The following is a 25,674-nucleotide window of genomic DNA, read 5'->3' as shown; positions in this document are numbered from 1 at the left end:
GGTAACCGGGTGACCCGGCTCCTGGTCGCGCTCATCCTCGCGAGCGCGTGCGCGCCTATGGCGACGGCCCCGACGACGGCCTCACCGACGTTCATTGCACCAACGCTCTCGCCGACGCCGACACCAACGCCCACCCCGTCACCGACACCGACACCAGGGGTGATGCCGCTCTTCGATGCACACCTCCACTACAGCGCGGCGGCGTGGTCGGCGTATGCGCCGGAGAGGGTCGCGAAGATCCTGGACGCGGCCGGCGTTCGCTCGGGCCTGGTATCGAGCGCGCCTGACGAGGGCACATTCAAGCTGAAAGCCGTCCTCGGCGATCGTGTCATTCCGATGCTGGGTCCATATCGCAACGTGGCCGACGTGTTCTCGTGGGCGCGCGATCCGTCGATCGTCCCCTACGTCGAATCGATCTACCGACCCGGCATGCACCGCGGCTTCGGCGAGTTTCATCTCGTCGTCGGCCAGATGGGACTGGCGGCCGTGCGCGGCGTCCTCGCGCTCGCGCAGCGCGAGAAGCTATTTCTTCAGCCGCACGCCGACGCGCGCGCGGTCGCGGAGCTGCTGAACTACGTTCCGGATGCAACGGTGCTGTGGGCGCACGCGGGCGTCGATGCGACGCCCCAACAGATCGCGGCCCTGCTCGACTCATGGCCGAAACTGTCGGTCGAGCTCTCGCTGCGGACCGACATCGCGTCGAACGGCACACTCGACCCGCGGTGGCGCGAGCTGCTCATCCGGCACGGCGGCCGCTTCATGATCGGCACCGACACATGGACCGTCGGTGGCACGTTCACGGGCAACGAGCGCTGGGATACGTACCCCGAGATCGTGAAGGGCATCCGTGGATGGCTCTCGCAGCTTCCGCCAGACGTCGCGGAGGCCATCGCCTATCGCAACGCCGAGCGGTTCATCGCGTCGCTGACCCGCTAGACGTGACCTCCGCCCTCGGCTCCGGCTTTCTGGAGCGGCTTCGCCGCTCCATCAGTAACGCGCGAGCAGCAGACCCACCGCGAGCGCGACGACCGCGAGCCAGAGGATGCGCAGCGCGCCTTCCGGCGCCGCGATGAGTCCCTGCGCGTCGAGCGTCTCGCGCGATCCGTCGATGTAGCGGACCTCGCCTCCGACAGAGAGGCTTCGGCGCCTGACCGCGCGCACGCGCGTAGACAGAACGCGCTGCGCGAGGCTCAGGAGCGCAGCTGCCGCGGCGACCGCGACCGCGGGGACCATCGGCGCGCCCGTGGCGTACGCGGCCGTGAGGACCGGGAACGCGCCCCACGCCAGCGCGAACCCGACGTCCGAATGGACGACCGGAGCTTCGAATGCGTAAAGAAGGACGAGCGCGACGCCGGCCAGGACGAATAACCAGAGCATCGGACCGAGCATCAGAGCAGCAGCGGTGCCGAGCGCGGCCGCGCCTGCGAGACCGAGCGCTCCGAGTATGGCGAGCACGCGCGCGGGGATCCGCGTGCCGAGCGGACGTCCCTGGAGCTCGTCGAACGAATGCGCCGCGACACCGACCGCGAGCCCGAACGCGAGCAGGGCGCCCAGGACGATGCGCGGATCGGGCGCGGGCGACAGCGCCGCGCCGAGCAGCACGTACGACAGATGCCACGCTGTGTACGGCGGATGCAGCAGCGTCCAGTAATCCCGCCAGCCGCCCGGCTGGAGCGCGTAGAACGCCGCGCCGAGGCGCACATCGCTCGCGACCGTCGCGGGCCGCTTCGTCGCGCTCATGACGATCCCGCCGCCGAGGCTCATCGCTCGCGAACGCACATCGGCGAGACCCGCGTCGCGCCAGTACCGTTCGACGTCGCGCTGTGGATGCGCGCGGTAGAAGCGTTCGATGCTGGGGCCGAGGAACGCGTTCACGTCGCGCCACTTGCGCGAGAACAGCGAACCAAGGATCGGCATCACGGCCCGCGTGTACAACCGCCACAGACCGAACGCGATCGGCGAGGACGGGACCCCGAACTCGAGCGCCGCGAGCCGCCCGCCGGGCTTCAGCACACGCGAGAGCTCGCGCACGGTCGCCGCCGGATCGTCGACATACCGCAGCAGATACGTGAACGTGACGTGGTCGAACGTCGCGTCGGCGAACGGAAGTCGCTCCGCGCGAGCGTTCACCAGTCCACTGATCAGACCGTTCCGGCGCGACGCCTCGGCGAGCATGTCCGCGCTGCGATCGAGACCGACGACCTTGCAGCCGTAGCGCTGGGCGAGCTCGACGGCCACGAGTCCCGTGCCGGTGGCCACATCGAGCACGACGTCGTCGGGAGCGGCGGCGACGGATGCGACGAGCGCGTGCCGCCAGCGTGGATCCTGGCCGAAGGAGAACAGCGCGCCGGCGCGGTCGTACGAGCGCGCGATGCCGGTGAAGATGCGCGGCGCGTCGGCGGACGGCGGACGGGGCACGGCAGGTCGAGTATGCGCGGGACGCGCGTTAGACCGGCATCACCACACGTCCGGTGCGGCCGGCGCGCGACCGGTACAGCTCCGCCGCGCCGCGCGCCGCATCCGACCCGGTTCCCGCGTCCGCGAGCGCCAGCACGGAGCCTCCGAAGCCGGCGCCCACCAGGCGCGCGCCGTGCACTCCACGCTGCGAACGCAGCGCGTCGGCCAGGATGTCGAGCTCTTCTGTCGAAACGTCGAAGTCCTCACGAAGAGACGCGTGCGACGCGTCGATGATCGCACCGCACCGCGCGAGGTCGCCGGCCCTGAGAGCTGCGACGAACGCGCGGACACGCTCGTTCTCGCTCACGACGTGCCGCACGCGGCGCGCGAGGGTCGCGTTCTGCGGGGCGAGGCGTTCGACATCGCCAAGGGTCGCGTCGCGTAGGGAAACGATCCCGAGGCGCCGGGCGGCCTCGTCGCATTGGGCGCGCCGCTCGTTGTACGCGCCCTGCTTCGCGTTGTCGTGCGCGATCCCGGAATAGACGACCACGATCTCGACGCTGCCAGGGATCGGCACGCGTTCGATGTCCGACTTCCGCATGTCGATGAGCAGCGCTTCGCCAACGCGCGCGAGACCCGCGGCGAGCTGGTCCATCGTGCCGACGCGCGCTCCGACGACGTCGCGTTCCGCCTTGTGCGCGGCGTACGCGAGGGCCATGTCATCGAGCGTCAGCGAGAAGGCGTCGCGGAGTGCGCGCAGCAACGCGACCTCGAGCGCGGCGCTGGACGAGAGACCCGCGCCGGGAGGCACCCGCGAGGCGATGCCGGCGTCGAATCCGCGGATGGCGTGACCGGCCTTCGTGAGCACCCAGGTAACGCCGCGGACGTAGTCGCCCCAGTCGCCGCAGGTCCGTTCGTCGCCGAGCCGGTAGGCGATCGGCATGTAGCCCTCGCTCTCCACCCGGACGACCTGGTCCTCGCGGGGAGACAGCTCGACGACTGTGCGCTGTGGGGTCGCGGTCGGGAGGACGAGGCCCTCGTTGTAGTCCGTGTGCTCGCCGATCAGATTCACGCGGCCAGGGGCATCGGATCGGTACACGTCGCTCCTATTAACACGGCGGGCGCAACTCCTGTTCTGCGCCACGGATACTTGGCTCGTGATCCGATACCGCCGCGCCGTGCTTTCGGCCGTCGAGCGCCTGACCGGAAGCCGGCTACCGGACCTCCGACGGTCGCTCTGGCGCCGCCAGATGTACCTGTACGTGACGCCCGGGGACGTCCTGGCGGAGCGCGCCCTGCGCGGATTCCCCGACGAGGTCCGCGCGCTGGGCAGGCGCTGCCCGATCATCCGGACGAACGCGCGGTACGGCGGCGGTTTCTACCCGGACCGGAATGAGATCGAGCTCGCCGCGGGCGTCGAGACCTACGAGGGACTGCGCCAGGTAGAGCTGTCCGCCTGCCACGAGCTGTTCCACTTCGTCTGCTGGAACCACCCCGTGTATCGGCGGGACGAGGACCGCAACTTCGCCTACCTCCGCCGCGCCGTCCGCGACAGTCGGGCGCACCTCGCGGAGTTCCCGCGGTACCGCGACTGGGTCACCGGCTCCTTCCTGCGCCAGGGCGATCACGCGAATCCCGTCGAGTACTTCGCTGACATACCCACCAACTTTCGGGACACCACGGAGCTGCCGCTGCCGATCCGCGCGCATTTCGGGCCGCTGATCGACGGATCCGCGCTCGCCGTCGACTTCACGCGCGAACCCGACTGGCCGATGGGCGAGGAATATTTCTCCCTGGCGCAGTTCCAGCGCTGGCTAGCGGGGAACGAGTGAGACGCTGACGAGCGTCGAAGGCGCGATCCTGGTCTGGCTCGCGATCGGTGTCGGGATCGCGGGCGGCGTCTTCCTCGTTGCGCGATCGGCGATCCAGATCGCGAGCGTCGCCTACCGCGTCATCGAGAAGGAAATGGACGCGAGGACCGCGACCCGGCAGACCACGCTTCTGAGCCTCGCGATCGTCGCGGCTCTCATCGTTACATCGGTCGTCGCCGGGTACGCGATCCTGGTCATGTTCGCGACGCTGCTCGAGGGCGGCGGCCTGATCAATGGGAGCTAGATGGTCGGCGTCTCGGGAATAGGACCCTTTTCCACGCCGGGCTTCTGACGCGGGACGTCGGTCGGCCCCTCCGGACGCTCCGGCTGTTCGCCGCCTTTCTTCCCAACGTCACCCGGGACTGGCTCGCCAGGACGTGGGGGAAGTCCGCCGTCTTGCATCGGAAGAGTCCTCCTGCGATCCAAGTCGTCCTTTGCGGACGCCGACATCAAGGAGGAGCAGTCGCTGTGCCACCGGCGTCAGATGCGATCGGCGAGCAAGCGGACGCGGGATCGGATGGCGTCGCGCACGCCGCGGAAGACCTCGAGGCGCTCGGCTTCGGTGCCGCGCGCGGCCGACGGGTCCGGCAACTTCCAGCGAAGCTTCAGGCCGGTGCGTGGCGGCACGGGGCAGCTCGAGTCACAGACGGTCACGACGACGTCCCAGCCTTCGCCCACCTCATCGACGGATTTGCTGGTCTGCTGGGAGATGTCGACGCCGAGCTCGCGCATGACCGAGACAGCCAGCGGATGGACCCCCGTCGCCTTCGTACCTGCGCTCTGGACCTCAAAGCGGTCGCCGGCGTATGAGCGCAGGAATCCCTCGGCCATCTGTGATCGGGCCGAGTTATGGGCGCAGAGGAAGAGGACGCGCTTCACGCGTCAAGCATGACGCGCGGCGCCGGAGGCCATCCGGCGCCGCGCAGTCGTGAGCGCTTAAGCGAGAACGGCTGTGCTTAGCGAGTCGATGAGCGAGCGCGGGGTGGTGCCGCCGCCGAAGATCTGCGGACCGGCGTAGAAGATGAGAACGAGGACGATGAGGATCAGCAGAATGATGCCGATGATCATGCCGGCACCGAAGCCGCTGTCCGACGACCCGCCGGGATTGACATTGACCTGACCCATGGAGAACCTCCTCTACAACTAACTAGGTCGCTTAAGACGCTCGCAAGCGCCGTGCCGGGCCGCTCGCTCGCTTTTATGCTCGCCGCCCCATGCGCAAAGGGCCGCTCCGTCACAAATGGTTCGCATTGTTCACCGCAGCCATCGGCCTCGGCTCGATCGCCGACGAGGTCGCCCGGCTGGCGCTGCCGCTCCTCGTCATCGACCTCACCCACTCCATCGCCGCCGCGGCGATCCTGCGCGTCGTCCAGTCGATCCCATACATCATCTTCGGCGCGCCCGCCGGAGCTCTCATCGACCGAGTGGACAAGCGCCGGCTCCTCATCGCCTGCGACATCTCAGGGATCGCGCTGACCGTCGCGATCCCGCTGTCCGCGATCGGCGGTGTGTTCTCGGTCGAGCTCCTCTATGTCATCGGTTTCCTCCTCGGCACCGTCGAGGTCCTCTGGGGCGTGACTACGGACTTCAGTGTCTTGCCCTCGCTCGTGGAAGAGCATGAGCTGACGGACGCCAACGCGATCTTCCTCGGCGCCGACCGCGGCGCCCGCATCATCGGACCGACGCTCGGCGGATTCGCGATCGCGGCGATCGGGAACGTGAACGCGATGTGGATCGCCGCGCTCGCCTTCATGCCCACCCTCGCTCTCTTCTACCTGATGCCGCCGATCCTCGAGATCCCCGCCGCCCAGATGGCACCCCTCACGGTGCGCAACGTCATCCACGAGATCGGCGACGGCTTCGCGTTCGTGTGGCGCCTGAAGATCCTGCGGTGGCTGCTCGTCGCGATGTCCATCGCGAACCTCGGCGGCGTGGGACTGCGGACGCTCATGCTCTACGTGCTCCGCGAGGAGCACCACCTCGACGAGGTCACGATCGGCCTCGCGTTGTCGGTCGGAGGCGCGTTCACGGTGTTCGGCTCACTGCTCGCGCCGCGTCTCGCCCGCGATCGGCCGATGGGCCACAGCATGATCGCCGTGATCCTCGCGTCAGGACTGGCCGCGCTCGCAGGTGCCTTGACCAATGACTGGCGACTCATCACGCTCTGCTTCACAGGACGCGAGCTCGCCTGGCAGGCGTTCATCATCTACGCGTTCATCCCGCGCCAGCGCGACGTGCCGGCCAACATGCGCGGCCGCGCGAACGGCGCGTTCCGCACCGTCGTCCTCATCTCCAACAGCGCGTCGCCGGCGATCCTCTCCGCGATCGTCGTCGTGGCCTCGAGCGCGGTCGCGTTCGCGGTTGCGGGCGCGCTTGCGATCGCGAGTGCGGCGGTCGCGGCTGTCACACCGCTCCGCGACTACGCGGTGCGGGAGCCAGACGCGAGCGATGTCCCGAGGCCGCCGACCCGAGATGAGACCGTGACAGCATCGGGCGAGGAATGACCAACGTGGTGGTCAACTCAGACGGGCGATCGGCGTGATCCTCGTCGTCCTCGTCCTGGTGGCGGGCGTTGTCAGCACGCGCGCCGCAGCCGTCACGATCCAGATGACTTTAAGGCTCGCGCATCTTGCTGCCGCCGCACGGCGGCCGATCCAACGCCAGCGGGACTTGGTATGGGGCATGGCATTCATAAGCCCTTGACCTCCCACCTCGACGGAACTGGTCGCGATCGCATCGCTCTTCGCTCTTGGATGGATCGCGGTATCGATCCTCGTCATATGGGCCGTAGTGCCGAAGCGATGGCGAGTTGCCGGAGCTGTCCTGTCGATCGTTCTGCTAGCCCTCTTGGCCACCGGCGCGCTTTGGTGGACCGGCAGGCTGGGGCGAGTTTCGCCTAGATTTACGGTATTCCTACTCAGACCAGTTCCGGCAAGCGCGGCGACTGGCTCACTCTCGGCGAGGCCAGTCGAATCCTCGGCGTGGATCCCGACACGCTGAGGCGCTGGGCAGACAACGGGAAGGTCGACGTGTTCACCACCCCGGGCGGTCATCGACGATTCCTTCGCTCGGCGATCGATGCCCTCCTTCCACGTCAGCGCGCGGTCAAGCGTCCGTCGCTCACTGCGATGGGCGAGACGCCCGACAAGGTCGCCGCCGAGTTCCGGAAGCGCGTTCGCACCGACGTCACCGATCAGGACTGGCACACGCGATTCGACGAGGGCTCGCTCCGCTGGTTCCGCGAGCGCGGCGTACGCATGAGCGATCTGCTCCTCGGCCATCTCGATACCGCGCGGCGAGCAGGACAGGAGCAATACGTGACGCAGGCGGAGTCGCTTGGTCGCGAGTACGGGGTCGAGGCGAAGCGCGCCGGGCTGTCGCTGGGCGAGGCGACGCAGGCGTTCCTCTACTTCCGCGCGCGCTTCATGGCGGAGATCGCGCACGTCGCTCGGCGTCGCTCGCTCGAATCCGCCCAGGCCGCGTCCCTGTTCGAGGAAGCCGACCGCGCGCTCGACCACGTCATCCTCGCGATGATCGCCGGGCATCAGGCGGCGGCGATCACGCCGGCTGGCTAGCATCGGGCGCATGCCCGATATCGCTGCGCTGCGGAAGCGCGCGCAGAACGCGATCGATCAGCGGCACGACGCGCTCTTCGAGCTCTCGCGTGCGATCCACGCGAATCCCGAGACCGCATACGAAGAGCGCCAGGCGTCGACGCGTCTCGCGGACTTCCTCGACAAGAACGGCTTCAAAGTGACGCGCGGCTACCGCGGCATCGAGACCTCGTATCGAGGCGACGCATCGGGGAGGAACGGCGGCCCGCGCGTCGCGATCCTCGCCGAGTACGACGCGCTCGCGGATCTCGGTCACGGCTGCGGCCACAACCTGATCGCCATGATCGGCACCGCGGCGGCGGTCGGGGTGCGCGAGGTGATCGGCGATCTCGAGGGATCCCTCGCGGCGATCGGCGCCCCGGCGGAGGAGGGCGGCGGCGGCAAGGTCGCGCTGCTGCGCGCGGGGGGCTTCGACGACGTGGACGCCGCGATGATGATCCACCCCACGACCGGCCGAAGCCTCGCGGGCCGGCACTCGCTCGCGTCGAATCGCGTTCTCGTCGAGTACTTCGGCAAGGCCGCGCACGCCGCGTCGCAGCCGGATCAGGGTGTCAACGCGCTCGATGGTCTGATCCAGCTGTTCAACGCGGTGAACGCGATGCGCCAGCAGCTCCGTCCGGACGCGCGCATCCACGGGATCATCACGAATGGCGGGAGCGCCGCGAACGTCATCCCGGACCACACGGTCGGTCGTTTCAGCGTGCGCGCGCTGGATCGCCGCTACCAGCAGGAGGTCCTTCGGCGTTTCATCGCGTGCGCGGAGGGCGCGGCGACCGCGACGGGGACGACGGTGAAAGTGACCGTCCACGAGAACGCTGGCTACGAGAACATGGTCTTCTCGACGCCGATGGCCGAACGCTGGGCGCAGCACATGAAGGGTCTCGGGATGCAGGTGTTCGAGGCGCGCGACGACGAGCGCGTCGGCTCCACCGACATGGGAAACGTCATGCAGGTACTTCCAGCGATCCATCCCTACATCGCGATCGCGACCGAGCCCGTTCCCGGCCATTCGATCGCGTTCCGCGACCTCGCCGTCACGCAGGGTGCGCTCGACAACGCGCTCGTCGCCGCGAAGGCGCTCGCGCTCACCGCGCTCGACGTGCTCACCGATCCCGCCGTGCTGCAGCGAGCGCGCGCCGAGTTCGAGGAGCGGCGCAAAGCGGGCATCGTGAAGGGGCGCGCGTCCTAGGCCTCAGCAAGGAGGCCGGCACACTCACGGTCGCCCAGATCTTCTGGGGGATCGGGTTCGGTCTCCTGGGCACGCTCTTTCCTCTGTTCCTCAAAGACCTCGGGGCGACGCCAACGGACATCGGCCTCGTCTTCGGCGTCGGCAACGTCGTGGCCGCGGCCTGCTTCATCCCGATCGGCCTGGCGGCCGACCGTTTCGGGAGACGACCGATGCTCATCGGCGTGTGGCTCGCGTCGACGATCGGCGCCGCTGCGTTCCTCCCGATCACGGACTGGCACGGCGCGTTCATCGGGTCGTCGCTGTACTGGATCGGCAGCGCGGCGCTGCCGCTCATGAGCGCGCACCTCGCAGCGCTCACGCCTCGCGCGCGCCTCTCGGGTGAACTGGGCTTCGTCTACGGCGCGTTCTTCTTCGGCACGATCCTCGCGGCGCCGTTCGCGGGCGCCATCGGCGCCGCCGTCGGGCTTCGCGGCGGGATCGCGCTCGCCACCTTCGCGTTCATGCTGTCGTCAGCGCTCACCTTTCGCTTATCGCACACGCCGCCGATCCCGCACGTGCCCGGTCCGCCTCTTCCGCGGTCGTTTTGGACGCTTCTCGCGATCACCCCGCTCGCCGCGATCATCACGACCGTCGTGAATCCGCTGTTCCCGGTGTACGTGCGCGATATCGCCGCTGTCCCGCTCGAGCGCGTCGGCGTATACGTCGGCCTTGTCGCGCTCGGCGCCGCGCTCTTCTCGGCGGCGAACGGCCGCATCGCCGACCGATTCGGTCCGGTGCCGGCCGTGATCGGTGCGGGCGCCGTGCTCACGCTCGGTGCCGGCCTGATCGCGCTCTCCGGTCGATCTGAGGTCCCGCTCGCGCTCGGCTCCTTTCTGCTCGGCGCGCAGACCGCGCCGAACCCGGTGCTCGCCGGAGCGCTCGAACGGATCCTTCCACCCGCACGCACGGCCCTGGGCTACTCCGGTTTCCAGCTCGTGTTCGCACTGGGATTCGGCACCGGCGGCCTGCTCTCCGGCATCCTCTACGACGCCGACCCCCTGCTTCCCCTCCTCGTGCAGCTCTCGCTCGCGTTGCCGCTGACGGCGACGGTCGCGGTGATCGTGGCGCGCATCATGTCGACCCGTGGCGCAACCTAGAATCGGATGGGCGTGCTCGTCGCGAAGGCAGCCCCCACGACCAACCGACATCTCCTGTCCTGGGTGGACGAGATGGCGCGCATGTGCAAGCCCGACCGCGTCTATTGGTGCGACGGCTCGGACGAGGAGGCGAAGCTCCTCACCGCGGAGGCGGTCGCCGAAGGGGTCCTGATCCCACTGAATCCCGAGAAGCGCCCGCACTCGTTCTATTCGCGCTCGAATCCAAACGACGTCGCGCGGACCGAAGAGCTCACATTCGTCTGCACGCCGACGAAGGCAGAGGCCGGCGCGACGAACAACTGGATGGACCCAGAGGAAGCGCGCCGCAAGCTCGCCGCGATCTTCGACGGTGCGATGAAGGGCCGCACGATGTACGTGATCCCCTACCTCATGGGCTCGCCGGATTCGCCGTTCGCGATGCTCGGTGTCGAGCTCACCGATTCGATCTACGTCGTGCTGAACATGCGCATCATGTCGCTGATCGGAAACGTCGCGCTCGACCGCCTCGGCGGATCGAGCGACGACTTCAACCACGGGCTCCACTCCGTCGCCGACTGCGACCCCGAACGCCGCTACATCACGCACTTCCCCCAGGACAACACGATCTGGGCGGTCGGTTCCGGGTACGGTGGCAACGCGCTGCTCGGCAAGAAGTGCCTGGCGCTGCGGATCGCGAGCTATCGAGCGAATCACGAAGGGTGGCTCGCGGAGCACATGATGCTGCTCGAGGCCGAGAGTCCTGAGGGAGAGACGCACTTCATCGCCGGCGCGTTCCCGAGCGCCTCCGGCAAGACCAACCTCGCCATGCTCGTTCCGCCGCCCGAATTCGCGGGCTGGAAGCTCCGGACGATCGGCGATGACATCGCGTGGATGCGCGTCGGCGAGGACGGCCGCCTGTATGCCGTGAACCCGGAGTTCGGGTTCTTCGGCGTCGCGCCCGGGACGAATTACGTCACGAACCCGAACGCGATGCGCATGCTCGAGCACGACTGCATCTTCACGAACGTCGCGCTCACGCCGGACAAAGACGTCTGGTGGGAAGGCATGGATGAGCCGGAGACCGACCTCATCGACTGGCGGGGACGTCCATGGAAACGTGGCGCGAAAGAGCCCGCGGCGCATCCGAACAGCCGCTTCACGACGCCGATGGACAACAATCCGGCGCTCTCGCGCTACGCGAAGGACCCGCGCGGCGTCCCGATCTCAGCGATCCTGTTCGGCGGTCGCCGTTCGACGACGGTCCCGCTCGCCGTCGAGTCATTCAACTGGACGCACGGCGTTTATCTCGGCGCGACCGCAGGTGCGGAGACGACGGCGGCGATCACCGGCGCGGTCGGCCGGATCCGCCGCGACCCGATGGCGATGCTCGCTTTCATCGGCTACGACGCGGGCATGTACTTCGCCCACTGGCTGTCGATGTTCGGGCGCATGAAGCAGCCGCCGAAGATCTTCCTCGTGAATTGGTTCCGCAAGAGTGATGACGGAAAGTATCTCTGGCCGGGCTACGGCCAGAACATGCGCGTCTTGAAATGGATCATCGACCGCTGCGCCGGTCGTGCCGGCGCGATGGAGACGCCCATCGGATACACGCCGCGCCCGACCGACCTCGACCTGCGCGGGATCGGCGCGAGCATCGAGTCAATCGCAGCCGCGCTGCGTGTCGATCCTGACGAGTGGACGAAGGAACTCGAGGCGCATGCCGATTGGTTCGAGAAGATCGGCGGCACTGTGCCGGAAGCACTGCGACTACAGCGCCGATTGCTTCTCGCATCGCTGAAGGCGGAGCTGACGAACTAGCAAGCCGTACTCTCGATCGCGATGGGGCCCTTCGATCGCTTCAACGACCGCGCCAAGCGCGTCCTCGCCCTCGCGCAGGACGAGGCCGTCCGGTTCAACCACAACTACATCGGAACGGAGCATCTCCTGCTGGGGCTGATCCGCGAGGGTGAGGGCGCGGCCGCACGCGTCCTCGACTCAATGGGCGTCGAGCTTTCAAAGGTACGTGTAAGCGTCGAATCAATCATCGGGCGCGGAGACTCCACGAAAACGCCGAGCGAGATCACCCTGAGTCCACGCACGAAGAAGGTCATCGAGCTTGCGATCGATGAAGCCCGTAAGCTCGGTCACAGCCACGTTGGCACCGAGCACCTCCTGCTCGGTCTCGTGCGCGAGGGCGGCCACGTCGGTGCCAAGGTGCTCGAATCGCTCGGCGTGACGCTCGAAAAGGTCCGGGAGCACGTCATCACGATGGTGGGGCAGCCCCACGGCCACGCCGGCTCGCCACGTCCGGATCCACGCGATCTGCCTTCGACCGGCCCGTTCGATCTTCTCGACAGGCCATCGAAGCGGGTTCTCGCGCTGGCAGAGGAGGAGGCGCGGCTGATGCGCCACAACTGGATCGGGACCGAGCACATGATGATCGCGCTCCTCCGGTCCGACGGTGTGGCGCAGCGCGCGCTTCAGGAGCTCGGGGTCACGCTGGATCAGGCTCGCGCCGGGGTCTTCAAGGCGGTGCCACCAAGAGAGACCGACGTCACGGAGATCACGGTGACGCCGCGGGTGAGGACGCTGCTCGGCAAGGCGATCATGCTCGCCGCGCCCTCTGCCGACCTCGTAAAGCCGCAGCTTCTGCTGCTGGCGCTCATTGCGGATCCGGACGGGATCGGGTCACAGGTGCTGACCCAGCTTGGCGTCACGCCGGAGAAGCTTCGCGTGACGATCGACCGGCTGAGCGCGGGCTAGCGGCGCGCCACTCACTAGCCGCGAACGGTGATGTCCGGCTGACCCCGTAGCGCCGCCGCGACACGAGCCTGCGCCGCGGCGCGATCGGCAGCCTTCACGAGCAGCGTCACGTGGTAGGTGTCCTCGAGACCCGCGGCCGCGAGCGCCGCGCGATCTGCCCGCACCAGGCGGAAGTGCCACGCGAGCGCGACCGCTCCGACGGCCGTATCGACGCCGAAGTGCCAGAGGTCGTGCCAGAGCGCGAGGTCGAAGTGGAACGCGAGGACGCCCTTCAGCAGGTTGAACAGCAGCGCGGAGCCGAAGACGAGCACCGCGGCAACGCTGCCGAGGATCGCCAGATAGAGGTAGACGCGACGCTGGAGCGCACGCCGCTCGTCATCTTCGAGCCGCTTCTGCTGGGTGCGCCAGTGGAACGCCCAAGCGGGACCGCCGGCCAGGACGAGCGCGATCCACGTGGCCGTCTCCCGGGCATCGTGGTTCGTGAGACCGAGCCAGCCACTCCCGATCGCGCCGATCGCGCCAGCCGCACCGATCGCGGCCATGGCCAGCCCGATCGCCGCGATGACGTAGTAGTAGGCGCGGCGGACGCCGGCCGCGCGACCGGCCTCGGTCTCGCGTGTCGCCTCGCCCTCGACGACGCGACGGTGGTACCACCACGCGGCGGCGAAGACGATGGCGAAGAACATCGGTGACCCGAGCTGCCGCCCGAGGTCGGCGTCCGCGATGCGCTCGCCGAGCGCGCGCGCGAGGAGGGCGGCGACGACGGTCGTGAGACCGAACAGCACGATGAACGCGGAGACCGCGATGACGAAGTAGATCGCCAGGCGCCGCGCGACCGATGTCCGCTCCCCGTCAGCGCGGAGCGCCGATCGCTGCGCGGGCAGCCAGGCCGCGAGCCAGAGTGCCAGACCCGCCACGACCTGGGGGATCGCATTCGCTAGATCGAAGAGCAGAGAGGTCTGGCGGCTGGGCCGCGGCGGCCGGAGTGCTGGCACACCCGGCGGGAGCACCGGATCGGGGAACGGGAACAGCAGGCGCTCCCAGACGCCCGCGAGCGTCGAGGCTAGCGAAAAGCCGAAGAACAGCAGGCCGATGACCGCGAGCGCATAGCGGACGAAGAAGCCGACCTCGGCCGCGCGCCCGGCGACCGCCCCGCTCGCGCGGTCCGCGGCCGCGACACGAAGATGGAAGATCAGCGCCCCCGCGGCTGCGACCACCATCGCGAACGCGCCGGCTGTGCGCGCCTCCCAGCTCGGCTCGAGCGGGAAGACCTGGGGGACATCGCCCACGAGCACCGCCTGCAGGATCAGATGGAGTACGCGCTGTCCATAACCGAAGACGAGAAGCGCGGTGACGAGCACGACGATCTGGAGATAGGCGCCGCGCAGCGCCGCACCGCGCTCGCGTAGCGAACGTCGCGCCGCCGCGTCCGCGGAGCGATAGTGGAGGTACCAGACGGGCACGGCCACGAGCAGCAGCGCGATGGCGAGGCTCGCCTGCTCCCGGTACTGCTCGCGCGGACGGTTGAATTCCGCGAACACGAAGGGCAGGCCGGTGAAGCCCCCGCTCGGTGCGCCAAGCGCGATCTCGGCGCCGACGCGCAGGAGATTCGCGACGCCGAGCACGATCATGTGGACCGCCACGAGCAGGACGACATAGAAGTACGCGCGCTGCACCGCTGGCAGAGGCCGATCCTCCCCGCTCATGACGGCATCATGACGGCCGCGGCAGGGCCCGAAGGAACGCATTCGCCGTCGGCGAGACCTCCGCGCCCGCGCGCGTCATGAGGTGGATCGTGCGCTTGGGTGCTGGGTGTCCCTCGACCCGCAGCACGACGAGATCGCCGCGTCGAACGTCTTCGTGGATCGCCATCTGTGGCAGGAGCGCGGCACCGAGTCCGGCGAGAACGACCCGCTTGCACGCTTCGGTGTTGTTGAGTTCCATGAGGATGCGTGGCGCGGTCCCGGCCGTGGCGAAGTACGCCGTGGTGATCGCGTGGAGGTACGCGGTCGGATCGCGCATGACCAGCCCAGAGAGTGCGAGCTCCTCGATGCCGACACGGCCACGGGCCGCGAAGGCGTGTGTGCGGCCGACGACGATCGGCACCGCCTCATCGAACAGCGCGCGCGACGCAAGCTCCGGCAACGCGATGAGCTGACTCACCAGGGCGATCTCGATCTCGTCGGCGCGAAGGGCCTCCGCGACCGCGTGCGAGCGCCCGCTGCGGACGCTGATCTCCACATCGGGATGCCCGCGCGCGAAGCGTGCGAGCGCCGCCGGAGCGATGTACAGGGCGAGGTCGGTCGCCAGTCCGAGGGCGAGCACGCCGCCGCGCCCCTCGCGTGCGGCCTTCGTCTCGGCCACTCCTCGCCGCACCGCCTCGAGCGCGGCCTGTGCGCGGGGCAGGAATCGCCGGCCGGTGGCCGTCAGGGTCACGCCGCGCCGTCCCCGGACGAGCAGCTGCGCGCCAAGCTCGCGCTCGAGACCCCGCAGGCGCGCAGTGAGCGTCGGCTGCGTGAGCTCCAGAGCCGCGGCTGCTCGCGTGATGCTTCCCCGCCGCTGCGCCTCGACAAAGGCCTCGATCTGGCCCAATTCCACACACTCAGCATAGAACAGGTCTATGGGAATACATACACGACAAGGCTGTTCTATGGCTCGCCCCCGAGCGTACGATGCCGAAAGAGCCGCTGGCGAAGGGGAGACCGCTCTGACTCATCGCATCACCCTCATCCCAGGCGACGGCACGGGTCCGGAGATCGTCGACGCGACCCGCCGCGCGATCGAAGCGACAGGTGTGGCGATCGAATGGGACATCCACGACATCGGCCTGCCCGCGCTGCAGAGGCTCGGCGATCCGTTCCCCAAGAGCGCGCTCGACTCGATCCGCCGTAACAAGGTGGGACTCAAGGGTCCGCTCACGACCGAGCTCGGCACCGGGATGCGCTCGGTGAACGTCGCGCTGCGCAAGGAATTCGACCTCTACGCCAACCTGCGCCCAGCGAAGACGTATCCAGGGGTCCAGGCTCCGATGGGCAACATCGATCTCGTCGTCGTGCGCGAGAACATCGAAGACCTCTACGCCGGCATCGAGTTCGACCTCGGCACGCCGGAGCTCGCACGGGTCCGCGCCGTCATCGAGAAGGAGGCGCACACGAAGATCCGCGAGGACGCCGCTATCGCGATCAAGTACATCAGCGTGATGGGCTCGACGCGCATCGTGAAGTTCGCGTTCGACTATGCGGTGGCGAACGGCCGCCGCAAGGTGACCGCGGTGCACAAGTCGAACATCATGAAGTTCGCGGACGGGCTGTTCCTGCGCATCGCGCGCGAGGTGGCGCAGCTCTACCCGACCATCGAGTTCGAGGACCGCATCGTCGACAACATGTGCATGCAGCTCGTCCAGAAGCCGGACCTCTACGACGTCCTTGTGCTGCCGAACCTCTACGGTGACATCGTGAGCGACCTCGTCGCGGGGCTCGCCGGCGGGCTTGGTGTCGCTCCTGGCGCGAACATCGGCGAGAACGGTGTCGCTGTCTTCGAGGCGATCCACGGGTCGGCCCCGAAGTACGCCGGCCAGAACAAGGTGAACCCGATGGCGCTCATGCTGGCGGGCGTGCTGATGCTGAAGCACATCTCGGAGCGCGACGCGGCCGACAGGCTGGAGCGCGCGATCGCGGCCGTCGTCGCGGAGGGAAAGGACGTCACGTACGACCTCAAGCGCGAACGGGACGATCCGACCGCGGTCGGCACGCGCGAGTTCGCCGACGCGGTCATAAAGAGGATGAAGGGCTGATGCCACTCCAGGATCCAAAGAACCCTCGCCGCTACATGCACTCGACATCCACGAAGTACGAATTCCAGTTCGGCTACTCGCGCGCCGTTCGGCACGGACGGGTCGTCCGCGTCGCCGGTACCGCGGGCCTCGACGAGAACGGCCAGGTCGTTTCGGACGACGTGGTCGATCAGATGCGGCGCGCGATCGAGATCATGAAGGCCGCACTCGAGGACCTCGGCTCATCGCTCGAAGAGGTGATCATGACGCGCATCTACGTCCACGACGTCCATGACATCGACCGCGTCGCGGTCGTCCACGGCGAAGTGTTTCGCGACATCCGTCCCGCTACGACCATCGTGCGGGTCGACTTCATCGATGCCCGGATCCTCGTCGAGATCGAGGCAGAGGCCGTGTTCGGCGGCGCGGACGAATTCCCGGACGGAAAGGCGAACCCGAAGAAATGAAGAAGCTCAACGTCGTCGTCACTGGCGCGACCGGACAAGTCGCCTACGCACTGCTCCCACGCATCGCGGCCGGCGAGATGTTCGGCCCGGAGACGGAGGTCGACCTGCGTCTTTCCGACATACCGCAGATGATCGACAAAGCGAAGGGCGTCGTGATGGAGCTCGAGGATGGCGCGTACCCGCTGCTTTCCCGCGTCAGCGCGAGCGCCGACCGGGCCGAGACGCATCACGAGGTGGACTGGGTCCTGCTCGTCGGTAGCGTTCCGCGGGGCCCGGGCATGGAGCGCGGCGACCTCATCCGGAAGAACGGACCGATCTTCGTGGAGGAAGGCAAGGCGATCGCGCAGCACGCCGCACAAGGCGTGCACGTCGTCGTCGTCGGCAATCCCTGCAACACGAACTGCCTCATCGCTCGCGCCAACGCGCGGAGCATCACCAACGACCGCTGGAGCGCGATGACGCGGCTCGACCAGAACCGCGCGCGCTCGCTCATCGCGAAAAAGGCCGGCGCGCGCGTGAGGGACGTGAAGAAGCTCGCGATCTGGGGCAATCACAGCGCTACCCTCTATCCGGACTTCACGAACGCCACCGTGAACGGCAAGGCGGCGGCGGACGCGATCGACCGCGCCTGGCTGGAGAACGACTTCATCTCCGCGGTGCAGCAGCGCGGCGCGGCTGTGATCGCGGCGCGCGGCGCATCGAGCGCGTTCTCGGCCGCGCAGGCCCTCATCGATCACGTGCGCAGCCTTGTGACGCCCACGCCACCCGGAGATTGCTTCAGCGCCGCGGTGGTCTCCGACGGCAGCTACGGCGTACCGGAGGGTCTTGTCTCCTCGTTCCCGCTCCACTCGAAGGGCGACGGCGGATACGAGCTCGTCCGCGGCGTGAAGCTCGACCGCTTCGCGACGGAGAAGATCGCGGCGACCGTCGCGGAGCTCGTGAAGGAGCGTGATCTGGTGAAGGATCTGCTCGCATGACCGATTTCAAGAGCGCATCGCTGCCCGACTCGCAGCTCCGCTACGTGCCTCTCTCGCAAGCGGGCGACGTCGCGCGTCTGCCCATCACGGTGAAGATCCTCCTCGAGGGCGTTCTGCGCGCGGCCGCCAACGGCAAGGCGGCCGATCGCGACGCGACCGCACTGGCCAAATACCCAGCGGCGCCGCCACCGGACGCGACTGTCCCGTTCCGCCCGTCGCGCATCCTGCTGCAGGACTACACGGGGGTCCCAGCGGCGGTCGATCTGGCGGCGATGCGTGCGGCAATGCAGCGGGCGGGCAAAGACCTAGCGCAGATCGAACCGCTCATCCCCGTAGACCTGATCATCGACCACTCGGTCCAGGCCGACTTCTTCGGCGCGAAGGACGTCTACGAGCGCAACCTTGAACGTGAGTACGAGCGCAACCGCGAGCGCTATTCGCTTCTCCGCTGGGCCGGGCAGGCCTTCAAGACGTTCCGCGTCGTCCCGCCGGGCGCCGGCATCTGCCATCAGGTGAACCTCGAGCGTCTCGCGGAAGTCGTGGTGGTGCGCGACGGCGTCGCGATGCCGGACACGCTCTTCGGCGCCGACTCGCATACGACGATGATCAACGGACTCGGAGTGCTTGGATGGGGCGTTGGGGGCATCGAGGCCGAGGCCGCGATGCTCGGTCAGCCGACGTACCTGCCGTGGCCCGTCGTCGTCGGCGTGAAGCTCGTGGGCAAGCTACCGATCGGCACGACCGCGACGGATCTGGTGCTCACTCTCACCGAGCTCTTCCGGAAGAAGGGCGTCGTGAACAAGTTCATCGAGTTCGCCGGCGACGGCCTCTCGTCGCTCGCGGTCGCCGAGCGCGCGACCGTCGCGAACATGTGTCCTGAGTACGGCGCGACCAGCGCGCTGTTTCCGGTCGATCGTCAGACACTTCGCTATCTCGAGCAGACCGGGCGGCCGCCTTCTCTCATCGAGCTCGTCGAGCGCTACGCGAAGGCGCAGGGCATGTTCCGGTCGGACGGCGCTCCGACACCGGCGTTCGACGAGCTCATCGAGGTCGACCTCGGCTCGGTGAAGCCGTCGGTGGCCGGACCGAAGCGGCCACAGGACCGCGTCGATCTTCCTATGATCTGGGACTCGTTCACCAGTCCCAATCCAACGAAGGGCATCACCGTCCCTGGCCACACCGAAGGGCCGAAGCCCGTGAACGACGCCGCCCCGACGTTGGTGCGTCCGGCGACGGCCGCGACCGCCGCAGTTGCGGACAAACCGCGCGACCTTATGGTCAGCGACGGATCCGTCGTCGTGGCCGCGATCACGAGCTGCACGAACACCTCGAACCCATCGGTGATGATCGCGGCCGGCCTTCTCGCGAAGAAGGCGATCGAGCGCGGTCTCGCGGTCAAGCCGCACGTGAAGACGACGTTCGCGCCGGGCTCGCGCGTCGTGACGCGCTATCTCGAGGCGGCGGGGCTCACGCCATTTCTCGAGCAGCTCGGTTTCTTCCTGGTGGGCTTCGGATGCACAGTTTGCATCGGGAACACGGGTCCGCTCGCGACGCCCGAGATCGAGCAGGAGGTCAAGGATCACGACCTCAACGTCGTCTCCATCCTGTCCGGGAACCGCAACTTCGAGGGCCGCATCCACCCGCTCGTGAAGTCGAGCTACCTCGCGTCGCCACCGCTGGTCGTCGCGTTCGCGCTTGCCGGCACCATCCATATCGACCTGCAGGACCAGCCGATCGGCAACGGCAAGAACGGAGAGCCAGTCTTCCTGAAGGATCTCTGGCCGACACCCGAAGAGGTGAACGAGGTCGTTGGCAGGGCGATCACGCAGGAGATGTACGCGACCGAGTACGCGAAGATCTTCGACGGCGACCGCTTCTGGAAGACGATGCCCTCACCCACCGGTCTCTCCTATCGGTGGGACCCGAGCTCGACCTACGTGCAGGAGCCGCCGTTCTTCCAGAACTCCTCGGCGACGCCGCCGGCAACGATCCCAGACATCGTCGGCGCACGCGTACTCGTGTCCGTCGGCGATTCCGTCACCACCGACCACATCTCGCCGGCGGGCGCGATCCCGGCCGCGAGCCCCGCCGGGCAGTACCTGATCTCGAAGGGAGTGAAGCCCGTCGACTTCAACCAGTACGGCACGCGGCGCGGGAACCACGAGGTCCTCATTCGCGGCACGTTCGCGAACATCCGTCTGCGGAACAAGCTCGCCGACAAAGAAGGCTGGTGGACGCGCCACTTCCCATCCGGCGAGGAGATGACGATCTACGACGCGGCGGTCCGCTACCAGAAAGAGCGGACACCGCTCATCGTGTTCGCGGGCAGGGAGTACGGCTCCGGCAGCTCGCGCGACTGGGCAGCGAAGGGACCGAACCTGATGGGCGTGCGCGCCGCGATCGCGGAGTCGTTCGAACGGATCCACCGTTCGAACCTCGTGATGATGGGCGTCCTGCCGCTCGAGTTCTCACCTGGCGAGACGATGGCGTCGCTCGGGCTCACCGGTCAGGAGACGTTCACGATCCGCGGGCTCGGTGGGCTCGCGCCGCGCGCGCGGCTTACGGTCGAGGCAACGTCAGTGGACGGGAAGAAGACGTCGTTCCAGGTGCTCGCGCGGGTCGACGATCCGACCGACGTCGAGTACGTGCGCCAAGGCGGGATCCTTCAGCAGGTACTTCGGGAGCGGATCGCGGCGGCCTAGTTCACGGCCCGCCTGGCTCGGTCGTCTCGCCCGGTTGCCGGTGAACGTCGGTCCACTGGTGGTAGGCGATCGGATACCAGTCGCGCCACTCGCGCAGATCGTGGCCGACGACGATCGCGCCCACGATGACCGCCGCAGCGAGCGTGAGCTCGACGAACGCTGTAACGAGACGACCGACGAATGACGTTGCCTCGCGGACCACGACCGATGCGCGCATGCACGCACTCTCCGACCGAATAGGCCCGTCGCGCGTCTGCGCTCGCGGTCACAACTCGTACAGCAAACGTAGTCAAAGGTTCCTCAGCGAGGAGACGAACGCGATTCGCCGGGGAGACAGGCGCACGAGCAAAGGCGAGGAGGTGGGTAAGAGCGTGCGGGTGACCTGGAGCGACGCGGCGACAGCGGAGCGGGGTCCTCGAGCGAGCATCTGCGCCCCAGCCGGCCCGTGCGCAGCACGCGAGGTGATGAGCGGGCGGGCGTACGGCTCGGCATACGCCTTCGCCGGCTGCTTGCCATTTCGCTTCGCGACGGCGCAGTAGCCAGCCGCGAGCGAGAGGAAGCCGCGCCGCTGTCGCCGCGCCGCGATCAGAACGTCAGCGAGCGGACAACCAGCCACTGACCGGATGCACGAGACGCCCGGACGCGACGAGATCCGCGATCGTCTGCCGAGCGATCGGCCAGGAGAACCAGTTGCGCACCTCATCCTCGTGCGTCAGCACCGCGGCGCGGACGCCGATGACGACGAGCTCCTCGAGCGCGGTGTCCTCCGTCGTCTTCCATGGCTTGCGCCACACCTGATCCCAGCGCGAGAGCACGCTCGAATGGCGATGGCCACCCTTACTGTCCTCGACGGCGAGCCCGCGGGCGACGATCGCGCCGTCCCGCTCGAGACCCTCGCGCACCTTGCGCAGCGTCGCGGCCGCGAGACCCAGCTCGGACTTGAGATCCTCCACCGTGCTCGGCCCCGCGCCAGCAAGGTGCCGCACCAGGCGCGCCGCGTCGTCGTCGCCGGACTCCGCCTGGGCCAGCGCGGCGCGGCAGAGCGGGTCGGCCGCGCGCGCTGCCTCCGGCGCGAGGAACAGCGTCTTCCCGCGATGCAGCTTCGTCTCGAACACGTCGGGGCGCTCGGAGAGCTCGCCGCCCCAGTTCCACTTCGTCTTGGGCCACGAGGCGAAACCCTTCTTCGTCGCGTCGTAGGCCTCCTCGTGCGTCGCCGCGAAGAGACTGGGCAGCGCCGCGTCCTGTGTCAGCGTGAGCATGCGTCGGTCCTGGAGGAACGCATGCGCGTCATCGAGCGTCCGCAGTTTCCGGTCCGGAGTCAGCCTGCAGTCGAAGAGGCGCTTCGCGCGGAGCTCCGCTAGCGGGATCGTTTCCTCGCGTACGCGCGCGTATCGGCGTTGTCCACGAGCTCCCGCGCGGTGCGGCCGTCGAGCGGGTACGACGCGATGCCCCACGACAGCTCGGGCATCCGGATCCGCCGGCCGTCCTGCAGCTCGACGTCCGCGTTCTCCAGGATCTCCATCAGACGGGTCACGACCTTCTCCGCCTCATCGCGTGGAGTATCGGGCATCACGATCGCGAATTCGTCGCCACCATAGCGTGCGGGCACATCCTCCGTGCGCACCTGGGCACCGATGCTGCGGCCCAGTGTGCGGAGGACCTCGTTGCCGGCCAGGTGACCGTACGTGTCGTTCACCGCCTTCAGCTTGTCGAGGTCGAAGAACGCGACCGCGAGCGAGTTCTCGCGGCGCGCCGCGCGCGCGATCTCTTCTTCGAGACGGTCATAGAAGTACCGGTAATTGTGCAGACCGGTCAGCGCATCGGTGTTCGCCGCCCGCTTCAGCCGTTCATGCAGCTCCGCGACGTCGATGGCCGCAGCGATCTGCGCGCCGACGGCCTGCATGAGCGTGAGGTCTCGCTGCGAGAACGCGTGCGGCACGCGGTGGGAAACGGCAAGGACGCCGATCGGCCGGCCCGCGCTGACGAGGGGAATGATGATCTCCGAACGGATCTCGGGATCGCCGATGTAGCGCGGGTCGAGATGGACGTCGTCGATGAGTTGCGGCTGCCGATGCTCCAGCACCCATCCGGAGATCCCGCGGCCGGACGGGATGCGCAGCGACATGCCGGGTCCGGTCGGCAGCCCCGCGAGCGCGCGCACGACGAGATCGTCGCTCTGATCCTCACGCAGCAGGATCGTGAGGCGGCTACCGGGCATGCTCTTGAGCAGGATGCTGAGGATGCGGTCGAGGAGCTGCTGCAGGTCGAGGATCGTGTGGAACTCCGGAGTGAGGTCGGCAAGGATCGCGAGCTCGCGGCTCGTGCCCACTTCTTCCTCGGCGGCTTCGATCACGCCACGTGCCTCGATCATCGAGACGAACTGATCGACCATCACCGGGTCGTACCACGCGCCGGCGAGGCGGCGCAGCTCTCCCAGCGCGACGTCCGAGCGAAGGGCGATGCGGTAGGGACGGTCGGCGAGCATCGCGTGGTATCCGATGACCATGTTGAGGATCCGCGCTGCGCGCGGGATCGCCTCACCCGCGAGGCCGTCGGGATAGCCGGTGCCGTCCCAGCGCTCGTTCGCGTGACGCACGATCGGCACGACGCCGCGCAGGAAGCGGATCGACTCGAGGATGCGCGCGCCGAGCAGCGGGTGCTCGCGGACGATCGTGATCTCTTCGGGCGTGAGCGGGCCGTTCTTGCCGAGGATCGACGCGGGAACGCCGATCTTCCCGAGCGAGTGGAACAGTGACGCGTAGCGGAGGTCGCGCAGCTCGTCGGGCCGTAGGCGCACGCGCTCGCCGAGCGCGAGCGCATCGGCCGCCACGCGGCGCTGATGGTCCTCGCGGTAGTGGTCGCGCGCCTGGATCGTCGCGGTGAGGGCCGACACCGTCGAGAGGTAGGCGTCGTCGAGCTCGCGGTAGAGACCGATGCTCCGGATGGCAGCGGCGCCGAAACCGGATAGGACGCCGATGAGCTCGTTCTCCTCGCTCGACACGATGTGGTGCTCTCTCCAGGTCACGAAGAGCACGCCGACGAGCTTGTCGGCGAGGCGGAGGGGCTGCAGCAGCACGCTCTGGTGACCGAAGCGGCGCAGAAGCTTGCGCGCATTCTTCGGCGCGTCGTCCTCGTCGTGGATCTGCATCGGCGCGCCGGCCTCGAGGAACTGCGCGATGACCGGGGTGTTCTTCGCCAGCATGAGCACGTCGCTCGAGGCGGTCCCCGTCGTCACCGCGAACTCCAGGCTGTCGCCGCCGGAGTCGAGGTATACGGCGACCGCCGACGCCTGCATCATCTCCTGCACCGAATCGGCGAGCGCGCGAACGAGCGCGGGTAGTTCCTTGTGCGTCGCCAGCTGGAGGCCGATGCGGTGCAGGTCGAAGAGCCGGCGTGACAGCGCGAGGGTGCGGTCGTAAAGGTCGGCGCGCTCGATCGCGATCGCGGCCTCGGTCGCGATCGCCGACAGGAGCTCGAGGTCGCCCTCGTCGTAGGCGTTCGCGCGCGAGCTCTGCGCGGAGATCGCGCCGATCGGCTTTCCGTGCAGGCGCAGCGGCGCGACGATGATCGATCGCTCGACCACCTTTCCCCACGGGCTTCGTGGCGGGAGCTTGAGACGCACGCGGTCGCGCTCCGCATCGCGAAGCAGGATCGGCTTGTCGCCTTCGACGGCGAGCCCGCCCAGTGTTCCGGCCATCGGGCTCTCTTCCGGCGCCATCTCCTCTCCGCCGTCATACAGGTAGCGGAATGAGAGCGTGCCCCGCTCGGGGATCGCGATCGCGACGTAGAACGCGTCAACATCGAGCGCCTTGCGCACCTGCTCGAAGACCTCGCGGAAGACCTTCACCGGGTCGAGCGAGCTGCCGACGGAGTGGCCGACGTCCACGAGCGTCGCGAGCAGCCGGGCGCGGCGCTCCGCGGCGAACCGCGCGCGGATGTCCAGATAGCCGAAGAAGAACAGCGGGATCCCCGGAACGAGGAACCACGGCTCGATGAGCACGACCTGCACGGTGATGACCGCCGCGAGACTCCACAGGAGCTGCGCACGGACGGTGCGATCGACCCACTGCCGCGTGATGCGGTCGAGGCTCACATTCCGCAGCGCGCGCTGCAGCAGAACGATCTGCAGGATGTCGACAAATACGAGGACCAGCACCGCGACGACACCCGCGATGATCGTCGCCGCGGTGGGCTCCACCATCGCTATGAGCTCGGCGCGGAAGAGCGCGTAGGCCGCCGCGGCGGTACCGGTGGCGACCGCGACCGATGCGGCGTTGCGAATGATCTGCAGCGGACGCTTCCCCGAAAGCAGGTCGTTCGCGAGGCGGGCGGCCGCCGCCATACAGGCCACCGCGCCGGCTGGCATAAGGACGATGCCGGCGATCACCGCGACGTCCGACGCGGACAGCTCCGTGTTCGTCTGCACCCGGATGGGCCGTACCGAGAGGACGAAGGCCGAAAGGAAAAGGAGGCCGAGATACTCGGGGCTGACTCGTCCGTCGAGCGCATCGCGCACCCCGAGCGCCACGTATGGCGTGGCGACCAGGACGGTGACCGCGATCAGGAACCTCGCGGCGCGCGGAAGTGGCTTCATTTGGATACCTTTGCCCCTCGGTGGCCGAGCCTAACACCGGCCGTGCCGCAAAAAGGGGTCAGCGGGGCATCAGCGCGTTCGAAGCCAGCGTTCGGTCAACAGCACCGCGGCGAAGATGCCGGCGATAACAAGCAGCTCGACCGCGCCGCCTCGGTCGACCGCCGGCCTGATGACGAGAAACAGCAGCGTCGCACCCATGAACACGCCGACGAC

Annotated in this window: 23 protein-coding genes; 13 read left to right on the top strand and 10 right to left on the bottom strand. The window is 68.1% G+C overall.

Features of this window, described 5'->3' with window-relative positions; translation table 11 throughout:
• Positions 1-9 precede the first annotated feature (9 nt).
• Complete coding sequence (locus tag VI056_09780; protein ID HEY6203323.1) at positions 10-936, top strand: amidohydrolase; 927 nt, start codon at positions 10-12, stop codon at positions 934-936.
• 51 nt (positions 937-987) lie between these two features.
• On the opposite strand, the gene VI056_09775 is transcribed toward VI056_09780, so the two are convergent.
• Positions 988-2,418: a class I SAM-dependent methyltransferase gene (locus VI056_09775; protein ID HEY6203322.1), complete on the bottom strand. Its 1,431-nt coding sequence runs from the start codon at positions 2,416-2,418 to the stop codon at positions 988-990.
• A gap of 28 nt (positions 2,419-2,446) precedes the next feature.
• A complete protein-coding gene (gene galK, locus VI056_09770) occupies positions 2,447-3,496 on the bottom strand; it encodes a galactokinase (protein HEY6203321.1) in 1,050 nt (349 codons plus the stop codon).
• Between the two features lie 58 nt (positions 3,497-3,554).
• Here galK and VI056_09765 point away from each other — a divergent pair, with 58 nt between their 5' ends.
• The gene (locus VI056_09765; protein ID HEY6203320.1) at positions 3,555-4,229 is read left to right on the top strand and encodes a hypothetical protein; all 675 of its coding nucleotides are present in this window, start codon (positions 3,555-3,557) and stop codon (positions 4,227-4,229) included.
• A gap of 133 nt (positions 4,230-4,362) precedes the next feature.
• Positions 4,363-4,512, top strand: a complete 150-nt coding sequence (locus VI056_09760; protein HEY6203319.1) for a hypothetical protein — start codon at positions 4,363-4,365, stop codon at positions 4,510-4,512.
• 236 nt (positions 4,513-4,748) lie between these two features.
• Here VI056_09760 and VI056_09755 read toward each other — a convergent pair whose 3' ends face one another.
• Both VI056_09755 and VI056_09750 read right to left on the bottom strand, forming a co-directional pair.
• Positions 4,749-5,147, bottom strand: a complete 399-nt coding sequence (locus tag VI056_09755) for an arsenate reductase ArsC (protein ID HEY6203318.1) — start codon at positions 5,145-5,147, stop codon at positions 4,749-4,751.
• A gap of 57 nt (positions 5,148-5,204) precedes the next feature.
• Positions 5,205-5,393, bottom strand: a complete 189-nt coding sequence (locus tag VI056_09750) for a hypothetical protein (GenBank protein ID HEY6203317.1) — start codon at positions 5,391-5,393, stop codon at positions 5,205-5,207.
• Between the two features lie 89 nt (positions 5,394-5,482).
• Here VI056_09750 and VI056_09745 point away from each other — a divergent pair, with 89 nt between their 5' ends.
• The 6 genes from VI056_09745 (at position 5,483) to VI056_09720 (ending at position 12,949) form a co-directional block, all read left to right on the top strand.
• Entirely contained in the window at positions 5,483-6,772 is a 1,290-nt protein-coding gene (locus VI056_09745; GenBank protein HEY6203316.1) for an MFS transporter, read from the top strand.
• A 396-nt stretch (positions 6,773-7,168) separates the two neighbouring features.
• A complete protein-coding gene (locus VI056_09740) occupies positions 7,169-7,843 on the top strand; it encodes a helix-turn-helix domain-containing protein (GenBank protein HEY6203315.1) in 675 nt (224 codons plus the stop codon).
• Between the two features lie 10 nt (positions 7,844-7,853).
• On the top strand, positions 7,854-9,071 hold the full coding sequence (locus tag VI056_09735) for a M20 family metallopeptidase (GenBank protein HEY6203314.1): 1,218 nt from the start codon (positions 7,854-7,856) through the stop codon (positions 9,069-9,071).
• Between the two features lie 38 nt (positions 9,072-9,109).
• Entirely contained in the window at positions 9,110-10,207 is a 1,098-nt protein-coding gene (locus tag VI056_09730) for an MFS transporter (GenBank protein ID HEY6203313.1), read from the top strand.
• Positions 10,208-10,219: 12 nt separating this feature from the next.
• Positions 10,220-12,004 (top strand): phosphoenolpyruvate carboxykinase (GTP), encoded by a 1,785-nt coding sequence (locus VI056_09725; protein ID HEY6203312.1) that lies wholly within the window; start codon positions 10,220-10,222, stop codon positions 12,002-12,004.
• 21 nt (positions 12,005-12,025) lie between these two features.
• Positions 12,026-12,949: a Clp protease N-terminal domain-containing protein gene (locus tag VI056_09720; protein ID HEY6203311.1), complete on the top strand. Its 924-nt coding sequence runs from the start codon at positions 12,026-12,028 to the stop codon at positions 12,947-12,949.
• Positions 12,950-12,963: 14 nt separating this feature from the next.
• On the opposite strand, the gene VI056_09715 is transcribed toward VI056_09720, so the two are convergent.
• Together VI056_09715 and VI056_09710 are read right to left on the bottom strand one after the other, a co-directional pair.
• Complete coding sequence (locus tag VI056_09715; GenBank protein HEY6203310.1) at positions 12,964-14,655, bottom strand: DUF5671 domain-containing protein; 1,692 nt, start codon at positions 14,653-14,655, stop codon at positions 12,964-12,966.
• A 7-nt stretch (positions 14,656-14,662) separates the two neighbouring features.
• Positions 14,663-15,547, bottom strand: coding sequence for a LysR family transcriptional regulator (locus VI056_09710; GenBank protein ID HEY6203309.1), 885 nt, complete (start codon positions 15,545-15,547; stop codon positions 14,663-14,665).
• A gap of 109 nt (positions 15,548-15,656) precedes the next feature.
• Here VI056_09710 and VI056_09705 point away from each other — a divergent pair, with 109 nt between their 5' ends.
• The 4 genes from VI056_09705 to acnA are packed head-to-tail and all read left to right on the top strand — an operon-like array spanning position 15,657 to position 20,867.
• Positions 15,657-16,742, top strand: coding sequence for an isocitrate/isopropylmalate dehydrogenase family protein (locus tag VI056_09705; GenBank protein ID HEY6203308.1), 1,086 nt, complete (start codon positions 15,657-15,659; stop codon positions 16,740-16,742).
• Positions 16,742-17,188 (top strand): RidA family protein, encoded by a 447-nt coding sequence (locus VI056_09700; GenBank protein ID HEY6203307.1) that lies wholly within the window; start codon positions 16,742-16,744, stop codon positions 17,186-17,188. Before VI056_09705 ends, VI056_09700 begins: the two co-directional genes overlap by 1 nt.
• Positions 17,185-18,165 (top strand): malate dehydrogenase, encoded by a 981-nt coding sequence (locus VI056_09695; protein ID HEY6203306.1) that lies wholly within the window; start codon positions 17,185-17,187, stop codon positions 18,163-18,165. Before VI056_09700 ends, VI056_09695 begins: the two co-directional genes overlap by 4 nt.
• A complete protein-coding gene (acnA, locus tag VI056_09690; GenBank protein ID HEY6203305.1) occupies positions 18,162-20,867 on the top strand; it encodes an aconitate hydratase AcnA in 2,706 nt (901 codons plus the stop codon). Before VI056_09695 ends, acnA begins: the two co-directional genes overlap by 4 nt.
• Position 20,868: 1 nt before the next feature.
• Here acnA and VI056_09685 read toward each other — a convergent pair whose 3' ends face one another.
• The 4 genes from VI056_09685 to VI056_09670 all read right to left on the bottom strand — a co-directional run bounded on the left by VI056_09685 (position 20,869) and on the right by VI056_09670 (position 25,665).
• Positions 20,869-21,084: a hypothetical protein gene (locus VI056_09685; GenBank protein HEY6203304.1), complete on the bottom strand. Its 216-nt coding sequence runs from the start codon at positions 21,082-21,084 to the stop codon at positions 20,869-20,871.
• 376 nt (positions 21,085-21,460) lie between these two features.
• On the bottom strand, positions 21,461-22,126 hold the full coding sequence (locus tag VI056_09680) for a crosslink repair DNA glycosylase YcaQ family protein (GenBank protein ID HEY6203303.1): 666 nt from the start codon (positions 22,124-22,126) through the stop codon (positions 21,461-21,463).
• Between the two features lie 98 nt (positions 22,127-22,224).
• The gene (locus VI056_09675) at positions 22,225-25,461 is read right to left on the bottom strand and encodes a GAF domain-containing protein (GenBank protein ID HEY6203302.1); all 3,237 of its coding nucleotides are present in this window, start codon (positions 25,459-25,461) and stop codon (positions 22,225-22,227) included.
• A gap of 69 nt (positions 25,462-25,530) precedes the next feature.
• A complete protein-coding gene (locus VI056_09670) occupies positions 25,531-25,665 on the bottom strand; it encodes a hypothetical protein (GenBank protein HEY6203301.1) in 135 nt (44 codons plus the stop codon).
• Between the last annotated feature and the right edge of the window lie 9 nt (positions 25,666-25,674).

It is taken from the genome of Candidatus Limnocylindria bacterium (assembly GCA_036523395.1).
Classification (GTDB): domain Bacteria; phylum Chloroflexota; class Limnocylindria; order P2-11E; family P2-11E; genus CF-39.
The sequence above is the reverse complement of the archived record's forward strand: the minus strand, read 5'-3'. Positions and strand labels throughout refer to the sequence as shown.

Coding starts and splice junctions, on each gene's coding strand:
- VI056_09760 (HEY6203319.1), top strand. CDS start 4,363: ATGGACGCGAGGACCGCGACCCGGCAGACCACGCTTCTGAGCCTCGCG.
- VI056_09750 (HEY6203317.1), bottom strand. CDS start 5,393: ATGGGTCAGGTCAATGTCAATCCCGGCGGGTCGTCGGACAGCGGCTTC.
- VI056_09745 (HEY6203316.1), top strand. CDS start 5,483: ATGCGCAAAGGGCCGCTCCGTCACAAATGGTTCGCATTGTTCACCGCA.
- VI056_09735 (HEY6203314.1), top strand. CDS start 7,854: ATGCCCGATATCGCTGCGCTGCGGAAGCGCGCGCAGAACGCGATCGAT.
- VI056_09720 (HEY6203311.1), top strand. CDS start 12,026: ATGGGGCCCTTCGATCGCTTCAACGACCGCGCCAAGCGCGTCCTCGCC.
- VI056_09715 (HEY6203310.1), bottom strand. CDS start 14,655: ATGAGCGGGGAGGATCGGCCTCTGCCAGCGGTGCAGCGCGCGTACTTC.
- VI056_09700 (HEY6203307.1), top strand. CDS start 16,742: ATGCCACTCCAGGATCCAAAGAACCCTCGCCGCTACATGCACTCGACA.
- VI056_09695 (HEY6203306.1), top strand. CDS start 17,185: ATGAAGAAGCTCAACGTCGTCGTCACTGGCGCGACCGGACAAGTCGCC.
- acnA (HEY6203305.1), top strand. CDS start 18,162: ATGACCGATTTCAAGAGCGCATCGCTGCCCGACTCGCAGCTCCGCTAC.
- VI056_09685 (HEY6203304.1), bottom strand. CDS start 21,084: ATGCGCGCATCGGTCGTGGTCCGCGAGGCAACGTCATTCGTCGGTCGT.
- VI056_09680 (HEY6203303.1), bottom strand. CDS start 22,126: ATGCTCACGCTGACACAGGACGCGGCGCTGCCCAGTCTCTTCGCGGCG.
- VI056_09675 (HEY6203302.1), bottom strand. CDS start 25,461: ATGAAGCCACTTCCGCGCGCCGCGAGGTTCCTGATCGCGGTCACCGTC.